This is a genomic window from Bacillus sp. 5w2, assembly GCF_054353775.1.
The window spans coordinates 32,855-52,295 of record NZ_JBTIWT010000028.1 but is presented as its reverse complement, the minus strand read 5'-3'; the positions used below and the strand labels follow the sequence as shown (position 1 = coordinate 52,295).

General features: G+C 31.6%; 14 protein-coding genes and 1 pseudogene. All 15 read left to right on the top strand.

Annotated elements, in window-relative coordinates; translation table 11 throughout:
- Positions 1-53 precede the first annotated feature (53 nt).
- The 15 genes and pseudogenes from ACXY7N_RS28590 to ACXY7N_RS28520 all read left to right on the top strand — a co-directional run bounded on the left by ACXY7N_RS28590 (position 54) and on the right by ACXY7N_RS28520 (position 19,301).
- Positions 54-335 (top strand): hypothetical protein, encoded by a 282-nt coding sequence (locus ACXY7N_RS28590; RefSeq protein ID WP_016086722.1) that lies wholly within the window; start codon positions 54-56, stop codon positions 333-335.
- Positions 336-1,157: 822 nt separating this feature from the next.
- Positions 1,158-1,898 (top strand): YveK family protein, encoded by a 741-nt coding sequence (locus ACXY7N_RS28585; protein WP_016135178.1) that lies wholly within the window; start codon positions 1,158-1,160, stop codon positions 1,896-1,898.
- On the top strand, positions 1,847-2,509 hold the full coding sequence (locus ACXY7N_RS28580) for a CpsD/CapB family tyrosine-protein kinase (RefSeq protein ID WP_016086724.1): 663 nt from the start codon (positions 1,847-1,849) through the stop codon (positions 2,507-2,509). Before ACXY7N_RS28585 ends, ACXY7N_RS28580 begins: the two co-directional genes overlap by 52 nt.
- 289 nt (positions 2,510-2,798) lie before the next feature.
- Positions 2,799-4,625: a polysaccharide biosynthesis protein gene (locus ACXY7N_RS28575; protein ID WP_016135177.1), complete on the top strand. Its 1,827-nt coding sequence runs from the start codon at positions 2,799-2,801 to the stop codon at positions 4,623-4,625.
- A gap of 33 nt (positions 4,626-4,658) precedes the next feature.
- The gene (locus tag ACXY7N_RS28570) at positions 4,659-5,816 is read left to right on the top strand and encodes a glycosyltransferase family 4 protein (protein WP_016086726.1); all 1,158 of its coding nucleotides are present in this window, start codon (positions 4,659-4,661) and stop codon (positions 5,814-5,816) included.
- Positions 5,801-6,910, top strand: a complete 1,110-nt coding sequence (locus tag ACXY7N_RS28565) for a glycosyltransferase family 1 protein (protein WP_016086727.1) — start codon at positions 5,801-5,803, stop codon at positions 6,908-6,910. Before ACXY7N_RS28570 ends, ACXY7N_RS28565 begins: the two co-directional genes overlap by 16 nt.
- Before the next feature lie 5 nt (positions 6,911-6,915).
- Positions 6,916-7,809, top strand: a complete 894-nt coding sequence (locus tag ACXY7N_RS28560) for a glycosyltransferase family 2 protein (protein ID WP_016086728.1) — start codon at positions 6,916-6,918, stop codon at positions 7,807-7,809.
- A 33-nt stretch (positions 7,810-7,842) separates the two neighbouring features.
- Positions 7,843-8,907, top strand: a complete 1,065-nt coding sequence (locus tag ACXY7N_RS28555; RefSeq protein WP_016086729.1) for an EpsG family protein — start codon at positions 7,843-7,845, stop codon at positions 8,905-8,907.
- Between the two features lie 48 nt (positions 8,908-8,955).
- The gene (locus tag ACXY7N_RS28550; RefSeq protein WP_016086730.1) at positions 8,956-10,113 is read left to right on the top strand and encodes a glycosyltransferase family 1 protein; all 1,158 of its coding nucleotides are present in this window, start codon (positions 8,956-8,958) and stop codon (positions 10,111-10,113) included.
- 117 nt (positions 10,114-10,230) lie between these two features.
- Entirely contained in the window at positions 10,231-11,430 is a 1,200-nt protein-coding gene (locus ACXY7N_RS28545) for a glycosyltransferase (RefSeq protein ID WP_016086731.1), read from the top strand.
- Positions 11,431-11,501: 71 nt separating this feature from the next.
- The gene (locus ACXY7N_RS28540) at positions 11,502-12,491 is read left to right on the top strand and encodes a polysaccharide pyruvyl transferase family protein (RefSeq protein ID WP_016086732.1); all 990 of its coding nucleotides are present in this window, start codon (positions 11,502-11,504) and stop codon (positions 12,489-12,491) included.
- Between the two features lie 22 nt (positions 12,492-12,513).
- Positions 12,514-13,782 (top strand): hypothetical protein, encoded by a 1,269-nt coding sequence (locus ACXY7N_RS28535; protein WP_016135176.1) that lies wholly within the window; start codon positions 12,514-12,516, stop codon positions 13,780-13,782.
- 17 nt (positions 13,783-13,799) lie between these two features.
- Complete coding sequence (locus ACXY7N_RS28530) at positions 13,800-15,359, top strand: lipopolysaccharide biosynthesis protein (protein ID WP_016086734.1); 1,560 nt, start codon at positions 13,800-13,802, stop codon at positions 15,357-15,359.
- An 85-nt stretch (positions 15,360-15,444) separates the two neighbouring features.
- Positions 15,445-16,505, top strand: a pseudogene (locus tag ACXY7N_RS28525) (glycosyltransferase family 2 protein).
- A 231-nt stretch (positions 16,506-16,736) separates the two neighbouring features.
- Entirely contained in the window at positions 16,737-19,301 is a 2,565-nt protein-coding gene (locus ACXY7N_RS28520) for a right-handed parallel beta-helix repeat-containing protein (protein WP_016086737.1), read from the top strand.
- Positions 19,302-19,441 lie beyond the last annotated feature (140 nt).

Genomic DNA, 19,441 nt, shown 5'->3' with positions numbered 1-19,441 from the left:
TTTTTAAAATGTAATAGGCGGGGAAACTTGAAAACTAAAAGGGGGTTTTAATAATGGATAAAAAAACAATTGAAAATGGACGTTTTAAAGCTACATATCATAATGAAAAGACGGCTTATTTGGACGGTATAAAAATCTTTCGCCACAGAGACGGAATTGCATTCGAATTTAATGGACAATTAACTTCGATCAATGATAGGGGCAAAAATTCCGTTCGGGGTGCGAATGACCTTTACAATAAATTAAATGCTATACTTCTTGAACTTGGAGTTGAGGAAGGGGAATATGAAAAGAAGAAAAAGGTCGTGACCGACAAGGAAGAAATAAATGAATGACCGTTTGTTTTTGTGGGTGAATCAAAATAATTTATAATTCACCCACGAACCCACCCACAATTCACCCACAAAAAATAAAAAAAGTGATGAATCGCTATGAAACATCACTTTTATAAAATCTTGATAAGTCAACGTTTTTGGCAAGCTTGAAAACTTGATGAATTCAGAGGATATATTCTGCACGCAAGTACACCAATGGGAACGCGATCAATATATGTCTCTATACTAAGAGGCTTAAACCCTTGATACAACTGGTATCAAGGGTTTTTTATTTCTCTTTTGTTATAACGTCATGTGGTTGCAAAATGAAAAACAGCCACAAGAAAATTTATTCTAAAACATTGTTCATGTACTTTTCAAATCCGGAAATATAACGTGTTGAGGTTTTTGAATTTATCGGGCATTTTCCTAGTAGGAATATAAAGGTGCTAACAAATTCACAAACGGATTTACTAATACCTATGAGAAATGAGCATCATTTGAAAAACCAATGCATTTAATATATACGATCTATTTCGATGGGGAAAAATACTTTGCTGAAATACGATTCAATACAAAGAAAAACAGCCCTGATACTACGGTATCAGGGCGTTTTCGTCATTTATCTACAGTAAATTATGAAGGATATTGTCGTAATTTTTGAGTTGAAATTAAGAAGTGATTAAACAAAAATAAATTATATTGACTCGTTCTATATAAAGAACTAAAATGACAGTAATTAGTAATGTTTATATATTAAAAATAAAAAACATGTGTTTTATTTATGGTTTTTATGGGAGTTTTAACTGAAATCTCATTGGTATTAAATGAGGGGGAGAAGTAATGAATAAGGAAATAAATTTAAAAAATCTATTTACTGTAATATGGAAAAGGGTGTGGATACTATTATTATTTACGACTCTTACAACGGTAGGAGGAGCCCTGTATAGTATGTATATGAAAACACCTTTGTATGCCTCCTCAGCAAGGGTTATTGTTCAAGCAAATGCTGAAACGATGAATACATTAAAAGCGATGGTAAATGAGCCTGTAATATTAGAAAAAGTGGCTGCTGAATTGAATATTAATAGATCTGCAGGTGCATTAAGTGGACAAATAAGTACAGAAAGTGTACAAGGGTCTCAGATTATGAGAATAAATGTAGTGGATATAGATCCTGTTCTTGCTCATAAAATTGCAAATACTACAGCCACTGTTTATAAGAAAGAAGTAGCGAATATACTGAATTTCAATAATGTGAGTATATTACCAGAAGACTCATTTCAAAAAAATTATATGCCTATAAATGTGAATCACTCTAAGACGATCTTAATTGCATTTTCTATAGGTATGGTATTCAGTATTGGCTTCATTTTTTTATTGGATTCACTTGATGAGAGAATTCAATCGGAACGGCGAATAGAGCAATTGTTAGATGTCCCTGTTTTGGGCGGAATATCTAAAATGAATAGAAAAAATGTGAAAGACAAATTCATTGAAAAAAATAAAGCATTATTGGGGGAGGGAACAGAGTGGCTTACAAAAATAGACGAAAAACAAATAAAGTTAAAGGAGAAAGTATAGTTGCTTATACCGCTCCAAGATCGAAAATTTCGGAGCAGTATCGTTCGCTTCGAACAAACCTTCAATTGTCTTCGTCTATTCATAAAAGTAGAACTATAGTTATTACTTCTCCAAGATATGGTGAAGGAAAATCAACGATTACAGTTAATTTAGCAGTCTCGATAGCACAAAAGGGTGAAAAGATATTGGTAATAGATGCAAATTTACGAACGCCAACGATTCATGAAATGTTTGGAATAGAAAATGCAATTGGATTAACTGATATATTGAACGGAAAAACAACTTTAGAAGGTGCTGTGAAAAAAACAGAGGTGGAAAATCTTGATGTATTAACTAGCGGGCCGATACCATTCAATCCATCTGAAGTACTTAGTTCAGATGGATTGGATATGTTAATTCAAAAGGCGATGGGACGGTACGACATCGTATTATTTGATTCTTCTCCTGTATTAGAAGTGACAGATACGAGTGTATTAGCTGATAAGTGTGAAGGAGTATTATTGGTGATTCGCTATAATCGTACTGTGAATGAAGATGCGCTTGAAACGAAAAGAGCGTTAAGTTTTACGAAAAGTAGAATATTGGGTGCAATTTTGAATGGGAAAGTATGAATAAAATAAATAAGTTTTAAAAAAAATAAGATTCATATATATAGGTGTTCTTTATAAAGGATGAAGATTGGGTGATGTCTCCTTACCACTATCAATGGAGGCACTCGATTATGCTGTGGGTTGTGAAAACAGCCTTAGATGCGAGTCATCAAGAGTGTAATGTGAGGGAGGGTTAGATGCCCATTGTTTTATTAAAGTTTCTAACTATATGCTTTTAATAAAGAGAATATAGTTAGAAACTTTAAATTTGAAAGAGTTATGTATGGAATTGATTAAAGGAGGAAGTTATATGACGTATCGACGGAGGATATCGTTATTGCTTTTAATGGATTCACTGATTGTATTAAGTGCTATTTTTTTTAGTTATTTTTTTGTAAATGCTAGCTTCAGTGTTATCACCTTATCATCAGTTATTAGCTCTATCACTTTATTAGTTAGTCATCATTTGTTTGCTTTTATTTATAAGTTGTATAAAAAAGCTTTGGAATATGCAAGTATAGGAGAATTGCTAATTATATGCAAGGTTGTTACATTTTCTATACTTACTACAGCGGCTGTGCAGCAACTAGTCATGGGGAAAATGTATTTTCGATTGTTAGTTGTAACTTGGATGATTCACATTTTATTAATTGGTGGTTCTCGCTTTATTTGGAGAATGTACAGAGATATTTATTATGTGAAAAAGGGAGATAAAAAAAGAACATTAATTGTTGGGGCAGGATCTGCTGGGACAATGGTTGCAAGACAATTGTTGAAAAATAATGCTACTGAATTAATGCCAGTCGCGTTTATTGATGATAATGTCAAAAAACATAATCTTGATATTTGGGGAATTCCAGTAATTGGTGGTATGAATCAAATCGAGTACGTCGCTAAAAAACTGAATATTGAAATAATAATTTTAGCAATTCCTTCTTTAAACAAGCGAAATCGAAATGCTATTTTAAAAGAATGTTTAAAAACTCAAGTAAAAACACAAATTCTTCCAATGTTAGAAGACTTAGTAACAGGTAAAGTGTCAGTGAATGAATTCAGGGATGTTCAAGTAGAAGATTTATTAGGACGAGACCCTGTAGAGTTAGATGTGAATATCATTTCAGATTATATAACGGATAAAGTCATTTTAGTTACTGGTGCAGGTGGATCCATTGGTTCGGAAATTTGTAGACAAGTTGCGAAATTTAAGCCGAAAAAATTGATTTTATTAGGGCATGGAGAAAACAGTATATATTCAATAGAAATGGAGTTACATGAAAAATACAATGATAAAAAAGTCATGTTTATTCCAGAAATTGCAGATATTCAAGATGAAAAGAAGATGCATGTAATAATGAATAAACATCTTCCTGATGTTGTATATCATGCTGCTGCACATAAACATGTACCATTAATGGAAAACAATCCTGAAGAGGCTGTTAAAAATAATTTGATTGGGACTATGAATGTAGCAGAGGCGGCGAGAACACATGGAGTAGGAACGTTTGTTATGATTTCGTCTGATAAAGCAGTGAACCCAACGAGTGTTATGGGAGCGACAAAGAAATTAGCTGAGATGGTAATACAACATAAAGATAAAATGAGTCATACAAAGTTTGTTACTGTACGATTTGGAAATGTGTTAGGGAGTAGAGGGAGTGTAATCCCGTTATTTAAGAAGCAAATCCAAAAGGGTGGACCAGTTACAGTTACGCATCCAGATATGATTCGTTATTTTATGACTATTCCGGAGGCATCTAGACTTGTAGTACAAGCTGGTGCGTTAGCCAAAGGTGGAGAAATTTTTGTGCTAGATATGGGAGAACCAGTAAAAATAGTTGATCTTGCTAAAAACCTCATTCGATTATCAGGGAACTCCGTGGATGAAATAGGAATAGAATTTACTGGTATACGTCCTGGAGAGAAACTTTTTGAAGAATTACTAAAAGAAGATGAAATGAATGAGAAGCAAGTCCACCCGAGAATTTATGTAGGGAAAGAAATGAATGTTCGTATAGAAGAAATAGAAAAGATAATTTCTGAATATACAGATTTAAATGAATTTGAACTAAGAAAGCGATTGTTAAATTTAGTGAATCAGCGTAAAACTTTAAAGCTACTAATACCAGTATCAGGTTAACGGCAAAAATTTATAATAAGACGGGTGCGTGGGATGGTGTCTAAAAAAGTTCTGTTTTGTGCAACTGTGGATTATCATTTTAAAGCTTTTCATTTACCGTATTTGAAATGGTTTGCAGACCAAGGATGGGAAGTACATGTTGCAGCGAATGGGAATATACATCTTCCGTACGTTACTCAAAAATATAATATTCCTATTCAAAGATCACCTCTTAGCATACAAAACCTTCACGCATATAAAAAACTAAAATCAATTATTCATCAAAATAAATATAAAATCATTCATTGTCATACGCCTATGGGAGGGGCGATTGCTCGTCTAGCTGCTCGGAAGGAACGGAGGGAAGGAACGAAGGTCATATATACGGCGCATGGATTCCACTTTTGTAAAGGAGCATCATTCATAAATTGGCTTCTATATTATCCAATTGAAAGAAGTTTAGCGATCAATACAGATTGTCTTATAACAATTAACCAAGAAGATTACAATTTAGCAGTTAAACATCGCTTTCAAGCGAAAGATATTAAATTCGTTCACGGTGTAGGGGTAGATATAGAAAGATTTACCCCAGTAACTGAAACGGAAAAACAAGCATTAAAGCTAAAATTTAACTATAATCCACAAGATTTTTTAATGTTTTATGCTGCTGAATTTAATAAGAATAAAAACCAAAGTTTTTTAATTCGTGTATTAGCACAATTGAAAAATGAAATTCCGTATGCGAAGCTTTTACTTGCTGGTGAAGGGCCGTTAATGAAAGAATGCAAAAAACTAGCTACTCAACTTGGGGTGAGTAATAAGGTGCACTTTCTTGGTTATAGAAATGATATAGCCTCTTTACTACAAATATGTGATCTTGCAGTTGCATCGAGTTACCGAGAAGGTTTACCCGTTAATATTATGGAAGCGATGGCTTGTGGACTTCCGGTTGTAGCTACTGATAACCGTGGGCATAGGGAGTTAATTATTAATAATAAAAATGGTTGGATTATAGATCACGATGATATACAGGCGATGTCTGAAAGAATAGAGACTATTTCTAAAAATACTAAATTACAAGCAAAGTTTGGACAGTATGGACGTACTAGTATTACGAATGAATATTCAGTTAATGAAGTGTTGAAAGAGAAAAAAGAAATTTATACAAGTTATATGGATGAAATGGAGGATTTAAATTGGGTACTCCATTAAGAGTATTACATGTAGTCGTAAATATGAATAGGGGCGGAGCCGAAACTTTAATTATGAATTTGTATCGTAATATAGACCGCTCAAAAGTACAATTTGATTTTTTAACTTGTAAAGAGGGGGTATTTGATGAAGAGGTAGTAACATTAGGCGGAAAAGTTCATCGAATTCCATACGTTACAGATGTTGGTCATAGAGGCTATATAAAAGCGCTAGATACTTTCTTTAACGCTCATCCACAATATAAAATCGTTCATTCACATATGGATAAAATGAGCGGTTTTGTACTTCGTTCAGCTAAAAAAGCGAAGGTGCCAGTTAGGATTGCGCATAGTCATAGTACAAGCAGTGAGGGTGGGGCTATAGCCAAATTATATAAATGGTATGCAGGAGCATTTATTATGTCGTGTGCTACACATTTTTTAGCGTGTTCAGTATCTGCAGCGCAATGGTTGTTTGCCGATAGAGAAAGTACAACAAAAATACTGAAAAATGGAATTGAATGTGATGAATTTACATTTAATCCAGACGTTAGAGAGCGCGTAAGAAAAGAACTGAAACTTCATGGGGATGTTTTTGTTATTGGACATGTGGGAAGATTCGCACATCCAAAAAATCATACTTTTTTAATTGATATTTTTGCTCAATTAATAGAATATAGGCCGAACTCTATTCTTCTATTAGTTGGAGATGGGCCGCTTCGATTAGAAATGGAGAAAAAAGTAGAGAAACTGAACTTAACAGAAAAAGTTAAATTTTTAGGAATACGCAGTGATATTAATCGCTTATTACAAGCATTTGATACATTTGTATTTCCGTCTATTTATGAAGGATTACCAGTCACTCTCATTGAAGCACAAGGGGCGGGTTTGCCATGTATTATATCAGATACTATTACACAAGATGTGGATTTAGGGTTGAATTTAGTTGAACAGTGTTCTTTGTTAGATGTAAGAAAATGGGTAGAGGAATTGCGAAGTATAGCGAATAAGCAAGTATCGCGAAGTGTGGAACAAAATGTATTAGCTGAAAAAGGATACGATATAAAAAATATTACAGGGTTTACACAAAAATTTTATGTAGCAGTATCGAGGTGAGCATATTGAAAAAGCTAACAATTTTTACCCCTACATATAATAGAGCATATTGTCTTGAGGGGTGTTATGAAAGTTTGAAGCAGCAAACATGTAAAGATTTTATATGGTTAATTATAGATGATGGGTCTGATGATTATACAAAGGAGTTAGTGCAATCTTGGATTTCTGAAGATTGCATAAGCATACGGTATTACTGGCAAGAGAATCAAGGGATGCATGGTGCTCATAATGCAGCTTACGAGATGATTGATACAGAACTTAATGTATGCATTGATTCAGATGACTCAATGCCTAGTGACGCCGTAGAGAAAATTATTTCATTTTGGGATGAAAATGGAAATGACCAAGTAAGTGGAATTATTGCTCTTGATTTATATAAAGATGGGACAGTAATTGGTTCAAAGCTACCAGTCAATCTTGACCGTTCTACACTTTTTAATCTTTACAATAAACATGGTGTAACTGGAGATAAGAAATTAGTATATCGCACAGAACTAACTAGGAAGTATCCTTATCCGGTTTTTAAAAATGAAAAGTATGTAGGTTTGGCATATAAATACTATATGTTGGATCAGAAACATGAGATGTTACTCATGAACGAAGCACTTTGTTATGTTGAATATATGCCTGATGGTTCTTCGATGAATATGCTAAGTCAGTATTGTAAAAATCCAAAAGGTTTTGCTTTTTATCGTAAGGAACTGATGAAGCTACCATTTGCAAATAGATTATTTAAATATAGACAAGCTGTACATTATGTATCAAGTAGCATTATTGCGAAGAATAAAAAATTTATAAAAGAGTCACCATGCAAAGTGCTTACCCTTTGTGCAGTGCCATTTGGAATTATTCTATATAGTTACATTACATTAAAAACAAGAATGAAAGTAAATATATAGGAATTTACTTAGGATTGATAAGAGGGAAGAATAATGACTATACTTTGGATGAATTTCTTTATAGTGTTCATACTAGCGTTTTTCGCACGGTATTTTGCTATGCCAGTAACTTCAGAAATCGTAGTGTTAAAGCCGAATCGATTATTGATTTTAATGGCGACTATTTCTCTTGTAGTAGTATCTGGTTTTAGAAATAATATTGGAGACACGTATTTTTATATGCACGCTTTTAAAGTTTCTGATTTTAATTGGGGGAATGTTCAGGATAGCCAGAATATCGGATTTAGTACTTTGCAAATGATTTTAAAAATGTATACGAATGATCCTCAAGTTCTAATTTTAATAACAGCGTTAATAACAAATATATTAATAGTAGCGGTTTTATATAAATATTCAAGAATGATTGAGTTAAGTTTATATGTATATATAGCATCGGGTATGTACTTAGTTTCAATGAATGGGGTGAGACAGTATTTAACAGCAGCTATTATTTTTGCAGCCACAAAATATATTTTAGATGGGAATTGGAAAAAATATTTTTTAATAGTTTTGTTTGCATCTACTTTTCATCAAAGCGCCCTTGTGTTGATTCCGATTTATTTTGTAATTCGAAGAAAAGCTTGGTCGGCCATAACATTTATACTTCTCTTTTTTGCAGTGCTTATTGTAATCGGGTTTAATCAATTTGCAGAAGTGCTCTTTGCAGCGATAGGGGATACACAATATGGTCACTATAAGGATTTTCAAGAAGGCGGAGCTAATATTCTTCGAGTTGCTGTGGAAGCAACTCCGCTTATCCTTGCTTATATTGGAAGACATAAATTAAGAGAGATTTTTCCGAAAAGTGATTATATCGTAAACATGGCATTATTAGGTTTAGTCTTTATGATTATTTCAACTCAAAATTGGATTTTTGCAAGGTTTTCGATTTATTTTGGATTATATCAATTAATATTAATTTCCTGGGTTGTAAAGTTATTTACTGATAAAGATCAAAAGCTTATTTATTATGCAGTTTTAGTATTTTATTTTATTTATTTTGTATATGAACATGTAATTACTTTGGGGATTATCTATAAGAGCAATTTGCTTGGATAATAAAGAATTAAATATAGGGAATTGATTGTAAGATTGGGGTAGATTTCAATGGTTAAGACTGAAAAAAACAAAAGAGTCTTGCACATTGTCAGTGCTATGAATCGGGGTGGTGCCGAAACTTTATTGATGAGTATATACAGAAAAATAGATAAACAGAAACTCCAATTTGATTTTGTATCCCATGGAAGCGGGAAGTGTGATTATGAAGATGAAATAGCAGCGTTAGGTGGGAGTGTATATAGAATACCGAGTCTAGGAAAAGTAGGGCCTCTGGTATATATTAAAGAACTTATAAAGATAATGTCTAATGGTCAATATGTGGCTGTACATGCACATACGGATTATCAAGGTGGTTTTGTAGCTGTGGCTGCAAAGATGGCTGGTATAAATAGGAGAATTTGTCATTCTCATAGTAATAATTGGCCGCAAGGATTTGGAGTCGCAGCAAGAGTTACCTTAAAAGTTCTGCAATCTATTATTAAATATGCTGGAACAGATTATTGTGCGTGTAGTATTGAAGCGGCCCGTTTTTTATTTGGTGAAAGGATGCTTAACGATAATAGGGTGCAGTTGATTAAAAACGGACTAGATATTAATCAATTTATTGATGTGGATATAGGGGATATTGACGGTGTAAGAAAAGAACTTTGTATACCGGATGCTGCGAAATTAATTGGGCATATAGGTCGTTTTTCAGAATCGAAAAACCATATTTTTATCCTACAAGTATTAAAGGAGATTTTAAAGAGGGATACGAATTTTATCGCTATTTTAGCAGGGGATGGTCCGTTAAAAGCTTCTATTGAATTGAAAGCAAAAGAACTAGGTATTTATGAAAATATTAGATTTTTAGGAGTGAGATCGGACGTTCCGGTAATTATGAATGTTTTAGATGTTTTTATCTTTCCTTCTTTATTCGAGGGGTTTGGTATTGTGACATTGGAAGCACAGTGTGCAGGCGTACCTTGTGTTGTGGCGGATACAATACCTAAAAATACTGATATGGGGTTAGGTATAATGTCGTTTGTTGGCTTAGATGAAAAAATTGAAATATGGTCTACAGAAATTTATAAAGCGCTACTAAAAGAAAGACCTGAAAAGGGAGTTATAATTAATAACATTTCAAAATTAGGTTTTGATATTAATAATAATATTCTTGATTGGTTAACTTTGTACGGAATAGAGGATAAGGAAGTTATAAGGTAATCTGGTTTATTGCTAATTTATACACTGGATTCATATGGTGATTTGTTGGCCGGAGATAGCAAAAAAAGTCATATGAAATAATAGAAATCCACAATAGATTTTGTGAGGTATTCGAGGATGAAAAAGAAAAAAATATTGATTACATCTTTTGATTTGGCAATTGGTGGGGTAGAAAGAAGTTTGATTGGTTTACTAAATACAATTGATTACAGTAGATATGATGTAGATTTAATGTTATTAAAACATGAAGGAGAATTTTTCACTTTACTACCGAAAGAACCAAATTTATTACAGGAATTACAAAAATACACTACTTTTAGAAAATCAATTAAACAGATAGTAAAAGAGGGGCATATCTCTATTGGGATAACAAGGTTGATAGGGAAAGTTATGGGTACTGTGCATGGCAGATATGTGAAAAGTGAAGAACCAGGGTACTTTGTCATTCAATATGGATGGAGAATGTCTCTTCCATTTCTTCCGAAATTGGAAGAAGAGTATGATGTTGCGATTAGTTTTTTGTGGCCACATTATTTCATAGGTAATAAAGTTCGAGCAAAAAGAAAAATTGGATGGATTCATACTGATTATTCGAATATACAGCTAAATAAAGGTATGGAATATAAAATGTGGAAAGAAATAGATGATATTGTGGCTGTCTCTGAAAGTTGTAGAGATACATTTCTTAGTAACGTTCCTTATATTAATAAAAAGGTAGAGGTTATTGAAAATATAATATCTCCCGAGTTTATATGTGAGCAATCTAATCAAGATGTTAATCATGAAATACCAGTTGGCCTTGAACGGATCAAACTTGTTACTGTTGGTAGACTTTCATATGCTAAGGGAATCGATGATGCTATATATGCCTTTCGGAAATTATTGGATCAAGGGTACGATATTGAGTGGTACATTGTTGGATATGGACCTCAAGAGACTGAACTTGAAAAAATGATAGATAAACTAGAGCTTCAAGGTAGATTCTTTCTACTAGGCAAGAAGACTAATCCATATCCGTACATAAAGGCATGTGATATATATGTACAACCATCCAGATATGAAGGGAAGGCTGTGACAGTACGTGAGGCACAGATCCTTAATAAACCAGTACTTATAACTAATTTTCCAACTGCAAAAAGCCAGTTAGAGAATGGTGTAGATGGATATATTTGTCCAATGGGTGTAGATGGGATTGTAGAGGGAATAAAAAAGCTGGTTGATGATGTCGAATTCAGAACTGAAATTGTGAATAATGTTAGTCAACGAAATTATGGTAATGAAAGAGAAGTGGAAAAGATATATAGATTAATTGAGTGATAATTGATTAATTTATAAAACTAAAAAATCTTTTATTATATGTATAAAAGATATTTGGAGGAAGTGTTTTCATGGATAATGTTTTAGTGTTAGATACGTCGGTAGGTTCTCTTAATAAGGGCGATGACATAATAATGAAGTGTGTAAAGTACCAGCTATCTGATATAACTAAAAATGCATATGTTTTAACATTACCCACCCATGTTTCACCGTTTCATTGGTATCAAGTAGCAAGAAAATCACATCGAGTACAGATTTATAGTAGTGCTAAATATAAGTTTGTAGGCGGTTCAAACTTGTTAGTGATGGATATGCTTACTCACTTTCCTCAATGGAATATTAATATGTTTAATTGTGGTCCTTTAAAAGGGAGTATTCTAGTTGGTGTTGGTGCAGGGAAAGGAAATAAGATAAATAAATATACCAAGTTGTTATATAAGAAAGTGCTATCACATGAATATATACATAGTGTTAGGGACGAAAGAACGAAAAGGTTTTTAGAAGAAATGGGGTTTAAAGCTTTAAATACAGGCTGTGCAACATTATGGTCCCTTACACCTGAGTTTTGCAAGGAAATCCCAACAAAAAAATCAGACTCAGTAGTTTTTACACTTACTCATCATTCTAAGGATTTTGTAAAGGATCAATTATTGATAGATGTACTTAATAGAAATTATAAAAACGTTTATTTTTGGATACAAGATGCGGGTGATTTTGAATATTTTAAAAAATTAAAAGATATACAAGGAATAAAAATTGTGCCACCTACTATAGAAGAATACGAAAAAATACTTAATACAGAGGTGGATTATATCGGAACGCGTTTACATGGCGGTATATTTGCAATGCGACATAAAAAACGTACAATAATTATTTCAATAGATGAAAGAGCCCAGGGGATGGGCGAGACATACAATTTAAATTTAATCGATAGAGCTGACTTTATTAATCTTGAAAAAATGATTAATTCAGAAATAATAACAGATGTTAAGGTAGATTTTGATGTGGTAAATCTATGGTTAAAACAATTCTCCAATCAACCAAAATTCTATGGTAAATGAGGCGATTTATAAGGAGGAAAAAATGAATAGTATAATTCTTGATAAAATTATCGTAAAACATAGCAGAGTTGATTACTTTTTTAGTATCAAGGGGAATTTACAAAAGTATTTTAAGACAAGTAATCATATGTTTCTTGAATACAACTATGATTTATCTGATATTCCAAATAGCATTTTAGCTATTCCATTTGTTGCAAATGTAGTCCCTCTTATATGGATTACTGATTCAACGATAGTGATAAAAGAATTAGATCAATCCTTTTATGTCTGTCTAAATAATATAAAGAATGCATATCAAAACATGTTTCCTAATGTCAAATTTATGGGTTCTATTGTTGTAGATAAAATTGTTGAAAATACTTATATTCCTAGACTAGAGGCAGCATCTTTATTTAGTGGAGGCCTTGATGCACTTACTACTTTTATAAGAATAAAGGATAAAAAGCCGTTATTGGTTACTGAATATGGATGGCATGAAGATGGTATAGAGAGCAGTAATGTGTGGGATGCAGATAAAGAGAATGTTATAAATTTTGCAAAAGATAATGGATTAGAAAACATTCTTATACAATCTAATTATGGTACTTTTATAATTGCGGGGAATGTTGATCATGACTTTAGAAATAAATTAGAAGATACATGGTGGCATGGATTACACCATGGATTAGCAATAATATCTGCAGCTATTCCTATAGCTTTCAAACTTAAGATAAAATGCATATATATTGCAAGTTCTAATTCCCCTTTATATCAAGTTACTTGTGCATCTGATCCAACAGTGGACAACGAAATAAAATATGCATCGGGTGAGGTTTTTCACGATGGATACGAACTTACTAGGCAGGATAAGGTTAAAGTAGTTGTTGATCATTATTCAACTAATAAGGAGTCGGTTAATATCAGGGTATGTTTTAAAAATGAAGAAAATTGTTGTAAATGTGAAAAATGTTTAAGAACTATTATGGGAATTATTGCTGAAGGAAAAGATCCGCGTGAATATGGATTCAATATCCCAAATAATCTTTTTCAGTACGTCAAAACATCTTTAAATAATGAGGTGAAGTTTTTTACAAATACGTTTATTGTTATGTATTGGAATCTAATTCAAGTTCGGATGAAGCAAAACTACACTTATATATTAGATAAAGATTTACTAGATTGGTTTTTAGATTATGATTTTAAAGCGCAGCGAAGAAAAGCATTACTAAAATATAGAGTAACAAAATTTTTTCCTATTTTAAAAAGAAAGATTCGTATTAAAGTAAATGCAATACTTAAACAAAACAATTAAAAATAGAAGGTATTATTATGAGGATACAAAATTCCCTAAAAAATATATTATTCGGTTTGTCTGGACAAATAATTAGTACTGGTATGGGGGTTATTGTTAGAACTGTTTTTATTTATATACTTGGCATAGAATATTTAGGTGTGGATGGACTTTTTACAAGTATATTAATTATGTTTTCGCTAGCTAATTTGGGTTTTGATACTGCTATAATTTATAGTTTATACAGGCCTTTAGCTGAAAAGGATATTTATAAAATACAGGCATTAATGAACTTATACCAAAAAGCATACAGATTAATAGGATTAATAGTTTTATTGATAGGATTAGCACTATTACCATTTCTTCCTTATATAACGAATGCTCATACTACAATTGAAAATATTAACATTATCTATCTCTTATTTTTAGTAAGTTCAGTTTCATCATATTATTTTGTGTATAAGCAATCAATTATTATCGCTGATCAACGTAATCATATTATATCTAAAATACACAGTATATTCATAATTATATCTCACTCTTTACAAGTTTTTTTATTGGTAGCTACAGGTAATTATATTATGGTGCTAATAGTTCAATTAGCATTAAGAGTAATTGAAAATATATATATTGCAAATACGGCAAATAAATTATATCCATATTTAAAAGAGAAAAATAATGCAAAACTATCCAAAGAGGATAGAAAGATATTTTTTGAAAATTTATATGCGTTATTATTATACAAAATTAGTGGTGTAGTAATTAACGGAACTGATAATATTGTTATCTCTAAATTCGTTGGAATTATTTGGGTTGGTATGTATTCGAACTATTTGTTGATTTTAAACACATTAAATACCTTGTTAGGGTATCTTTTTTATTCTATTACTGCCAGTGTCGGAAATTTAAATGTTAAAGAAGATGCAGAAAAAAAATATTTTATTTTTCGTGTGATTAATTTCGCTAATTTTTGGATATATGGATTTTGTACGGTTTGTCTTTGGAATTTAATGAATCCATTTATAACTTTATGGTTAGGTGAAAATTATGTGTTTGATAAATATATAGTTTTTGCCATAATACTAAATTTTTTTACTGCTGGAATGCAAAATGCGGCCACGACTTTTAGAGAAACCACTGGTTTATTTAAAAAAGGAAAATATAGACCTATTATAGCGGCTGTTATAAATATTATAGTTTCTATAATTCTCGCGAAACACATAGGAATTGCAGGTGTGTTTTTTGGAACCATCATCAGTAGATTGTGTACTTACTTCTGGTACGATCCTTATATTATATATAACTTAGTTTTCAAAAAATCAGTGAAATTATATTTTGCCAGATATGGTTTGTTTATAGTACTGGTGTTAGTTGCTGTTATAATAACGGATATTTTGGGCAATATCTTTAATAATTCTATGGTCATTAATATAGTAATACGTAGCGTTTTATGTTTAGTTATTCCAAATGCAATTTTCTTATTGGTTTTCAGAAAAACTAAAGAGTTTGAATATTTAATCGATATATTCAAAACACTTACCATTAAAATAATATCTAGACGATTAGCACATAAAAATTCAAGTAAGACCTATTTATGAATAAGTTTTTGAATCTCACCACTTGAAATGTTAGATAATGGAGAGAAAATAGTGAAGATGATATCTACAAAGGGAGGTGAAGTTTATGAGTCAGGTAAGTATAGTAAGACCTATTTATAATGCAGAGAAAAAACTTGATAAATGTATAAATTCTATTCTTAATCAGACATTTGAGGATTTGGAATTGATTTTGGTGAATGATGGATCCTCAGATAGTAGTTTGAATATATGTAGGAAATATGAAAGACAAGATAAAAGAATCATTGTAATGAATAAAAAAATGAGGGGAGTATTACAACTCGAAAAAAAGGCATAGAAGCTTCGAGTTCTGATTATGTCATGTTTGTAGATGCAGATGACTGGATTGACAAAAGAATGGTTGAAATATTATATAAACAATCTGTTGAAAGTTCTGCAGATATTAAAGTTTGTAATACGTATAAAGTTTTAGGTAACGGTGTGTTGATTAAGAAAAAAAATAAAAGTGAATACTTCGATAATAATAGAATTTATGATAAGGAGGAGATAAGGAAAGAATTGGTAGTGGCATACTTTTGGGGACACCCATTCCCACCTTCGTTATATGCAAAGCTATATAAAAGGGAGATACTCGAAAGTTGTGGGGAGTATTTGAATAAAATACATTTTCTGGGTGGCGATCTCTTTTATAATTTGGAAATGTTTATAAAATCAAATAGGATAACAATTATTGATCAGGCTTTATATTATTATAGGATGGGTGGACTAACAAGTAAATATATGCCGTATTTATTTGAGGATATGGTCAATGGCTATCAAATACAAAAAGAAGTTATTAATAAATATTATTTAGATACTCAACAAAAGCAATACAATGGAATTAGTATAATGTTTCTAAATACATTTAAAACATGTCTATATAATTTATTTAATAGCAACCTTGGTGAAATGCACATTAGAGAATTAATAGAAAAGTATGTTTCGAATGAAAAGGTAATAGAATGTTTGCATAACGAGGGTTCTAGGGACTACTTTTCAAAGGAATATTTAGATGCTATCGAATATAAAAATATAGTTTATTTATACGTACTAGATGAAAAAATGTATAGAAAGGGGAAAATCAAAAGGGGTATTAAAAATATTATTGCTAAGATTCCTGTAATCTAACTAATTGTGATTCGTTATGAAAATAGAAAATATTCTCCGATTTTTGGTAAGTATACTGAAAATAATGAGTTGGAGAAAATCTTTTAGGAAAGAAGAAAGGGATTATAAAAGGTCTTTCTGAATAGTGAATTTCTGTATTGATATTTATAAAGTGCAATTAATTCTACTATATCCAATCAATTTACCTTACTGAACATAATATATAGAAAAGTGAAAAAGAGGTGAAAATTGATGTGGATCAGAAAGGCGAATCTTGGAAGTTTGAGTGATTTGAATTTTGTAACCAAACCGCCTTCTAATGAAGATATTTTGACTTATGATAGTAATCAGTCAAAATGGATACCAAAATCGTTAGGGATTCTAAATTCTTCAAGTATATATACATTAGAATTAGATAGGTGGAATGTTAAGAATGATGGAACTGATGCCGTTAATACTTCTCAAGGGATTAATAATGCTTTAGTTTGGGCGTCGCAACAAGGATATACAGAAGTTGTATTACCAAAAGGTATATATTTAATTGATAAACAAAATCCTATTGAACCTCAAAGCTACCTTACACTGAATTTAAATGGTTCAATCTTAAAAATGGAAACAAATAAATTGACAGGTTATGCAATTATCAGTTTCCGTAAAAATCAGATTTATTCTAGGGTTACAAATGGTGTTATCCAAGGAGATAGAGATACGCATGATTATTCAAGTGGAGGAACACATGAGGGAGGGTATGGAATTGAAGTAGGGAGTTTTACTCCGCCTGCCGATGGGGGGAACAATATAAGGTTTCTATCTTTAGATAATCTAGATATTTTAGATTGTACAGGAGATGCCATTACACTGAACAGTACTTTTGGGCAGATTTCACCTTTTCCTACATCATTAGCAAGTTCATTTGAACAGGGAGCAATTAATGCAACAGATGGTTCATTAATAAGTAGTACAACAAAGATACGTTCCAAGTTGAAAATTAATATGACCCAAGTGGCTATTGTAAAGTATGGTTACTTCGGTTTATATGGAAATGGATTTGGAGCATTGGGCTCTGATATAAAATGCGATTATTATGATGTGATTTTTTATACTCTAAGTAATGTATTTATATCTTCAAAAATTAATGTGCAATTTTTTGATGAAGTAGAGGTTCCTAAAGGAGCAAGTTATGCTAAAATCGTTCTGCATCAAGGTAATGTGCCTGTTCCTACAAATTGCTTAATAAATGTTCGAGTGCCTTCGTTCCCTCAATATACGTATATTGAGAAATGTGATTTACATGATTGTCGTAGACAAGGAATCAGTGTATGTGGTGCAAAGAATGTATACATTCGAGATAATAATATTCATCATATTGCAGGTACTAATCCACAAAGTGGAATTGATATTGAAGATGGATATGATTTAAACCAATATATCTATATTGAAAGAAATAATTTTCATGATAATAAAAATTATAATATTATTGTTGTAAATGGGAAATTTATTTATGTATTAGATAATTCTATTATGAATACAGTATCAAATGCTTATGTTGGGGTAGCTATTAATGGTGGTGCGGATAGGGTAATAGTGGCAGGAAATAATATTCGACTAACAAAGATTGCTTTGTCAGGAGATGTTATTTTCTCTAATAATTACGTTTATGGCACACAAATAAACACGCAGGGTGCATATGCGAATAGGTCTATTAACATACTAAGTAATGTTTTTTGCAATAGTAAGATGATTATTGATACACCTTTTCCATATGTGGTTAAAGTTGATTCATGTCGTTTTTTTAACGATGCTGATAAACTAACTTCTTTGTCATCATTGTATCAATGGACTTTAGAGGTGAAAAATGAGCCACAAATAATTTCAAACTGCGTGTTTGAAGGACAAGATGTGTTGTATTTAAATTATGTAACAGCAGGAACATTTAAATCAGGATGGATATTTGAAAATACACTATTTAATAATGTTAAAAACCCAACCTTATTTGCAGGAACATACACAAATTGTTTTTTTAAGGAAATTGATTTGTTGGGTATCACAAGTAATACAAACTTTTTAGAATTAAGAGATTGTAAGTTCATTAGTAAGGATAAAAACAATACGTTTCTTACATTAAATAACCTCAAATCGTTCAAGATGATTAATTGTCATATTGAAAAACCGAATGGAACAGTCTTAAATGTTCAAAATGTATCTGATGATATAGTGCTAAGTGGAAATGTTATAAAAATTACAAATGATACTCTTCAAAGAACGATTGTTATTTTAGATGGGGAATTTGCAGGTAAGCAGGCAGTAATCCAAAATAATAATATAACTGCAATAAATTTAACGCAAGTTGGAATAGACAATAGGACAGCGAGTAATACACTTCAAGTTGTAATGCAGAATAACATGTTAAATAATGCAACAATGATGATTACAGGAAAAGAATTTTTACAAGGAAATATTGTGAACGGTGTGCTAGATCCATACTATCGAATATCAACTATCCCAACAACAGGGTATTACAGATTAGGACAAGAAGTGAGAAATTCAAATCCAATTGCAGGAGGATATATTGGTTGGATTTGTTCTAAAGCTGGATATGCAAATAATCAAACGTGGACAGCATCTAAAAGTTATGTGAAAGGAAGTAGAATTAGTTTTGGTAACCATGTATATGAAGCTTTAAATAATGGTACGTCACATACAATCTCACCCACGTTTTCTACAATTTCCAGTGGTACTATTACTGATAACGATATTGTATGGAAGGAAATTGGTCCATTGGCGGTGTTTGTAACGTTTGGTCAAATGAATGTGTGATGTGTTTAATTAATTAATATTAAAAGAGAAAGGCTACCATGTTTTCATAGGCATAGTGGCTTTTTATTTATGCTGAGTTTTTAGAACTTTAGGAAGAAGTGCCATATAACGATAGCTAAAATTAAATATATACGATTTAA

Excerpts from the sequence above, each read along its gene's own strand:
- ACXY7N_RS28585 (WP_016135178.1), top strand. The coding sequence starts at position 1,158 with ATGAATAAGGAAATAAATTTAAAAAATCTATTTACTGTAATATGGAAA.
- ACXY7N_RS28590 (WP_016086722.1), top strand. The coding sequence starts at position 54 with ATGGATAAAAAAACAATTGAAAATGGACGTTTTAAAGCTACATATCAT.
- ACXY7N_RS28575 (WP_016135177.1), top strand. The coding sequence starts at position 2,799 with ATGACGTATCGACGGAGGATATCGTTATTGCTTTTAATGGATTCACTG.
- ACXY7N_RS28540 (WP_016086732.1), top strand. The coding sequence starts at position 11,502 with ATGGATAATGTTTTAGTGTTAGATACGTCGGTAGGTTCTCTTAATAAG.
- ACXY7N_RS28555 (WP_016086729.1), top strand. The coding sequence starts at position 7,843 with ATGACTATACTTTGGATGAATTTCTTTATAGTGTTCATACTAGCGTTT.
- ACXY7N_RS28535 (WP_016135176.1), top strand. The coding sequence starts at position 12,514 with ATGAATAGTATAATTCTTGATAAAATTATCGTAAAACATAGCAGAGTT.
- ACXY7N_RS28570 (WP_016086726.1), top strand. The coding sequence starts at position 4,659 with ATGGTGTCTAAAAAAGTTCTGTTTTGTGCAACTGTGGATTATCATTTT.
- ACXY7N_RS28550 (WP_016086730.1), top strand. The coding sequence starts at position 8,956 with ATGGTTAAGACTGAAAAAAACAAAAGAGTCTTGCACATTGTCAGTGCT.
- ACXY7N_RS28545 (WP_016086731.1), top strand. The coding sequence starts at position 10,231 with ATGAAAAAGAAAAAAATATTGATTACATCTTTTGATTTGGCAATTGGT.
- ACXY7N_RS28530 (WP_016086734.1), top strand. The coding sequence starts at position 13,800 with ATGAGGATACAAAATTCCCTAAAAAATATATTATTCGGTTTGTCTGGA.
- ACXY7N_RS28520 (WP_016086737.1), top strand. The coding sequence starts at position 16,737 with ATGTGGATCAGAAAGGCGAATCTTGGAAGTTTGAGTGATTTGAATTTT.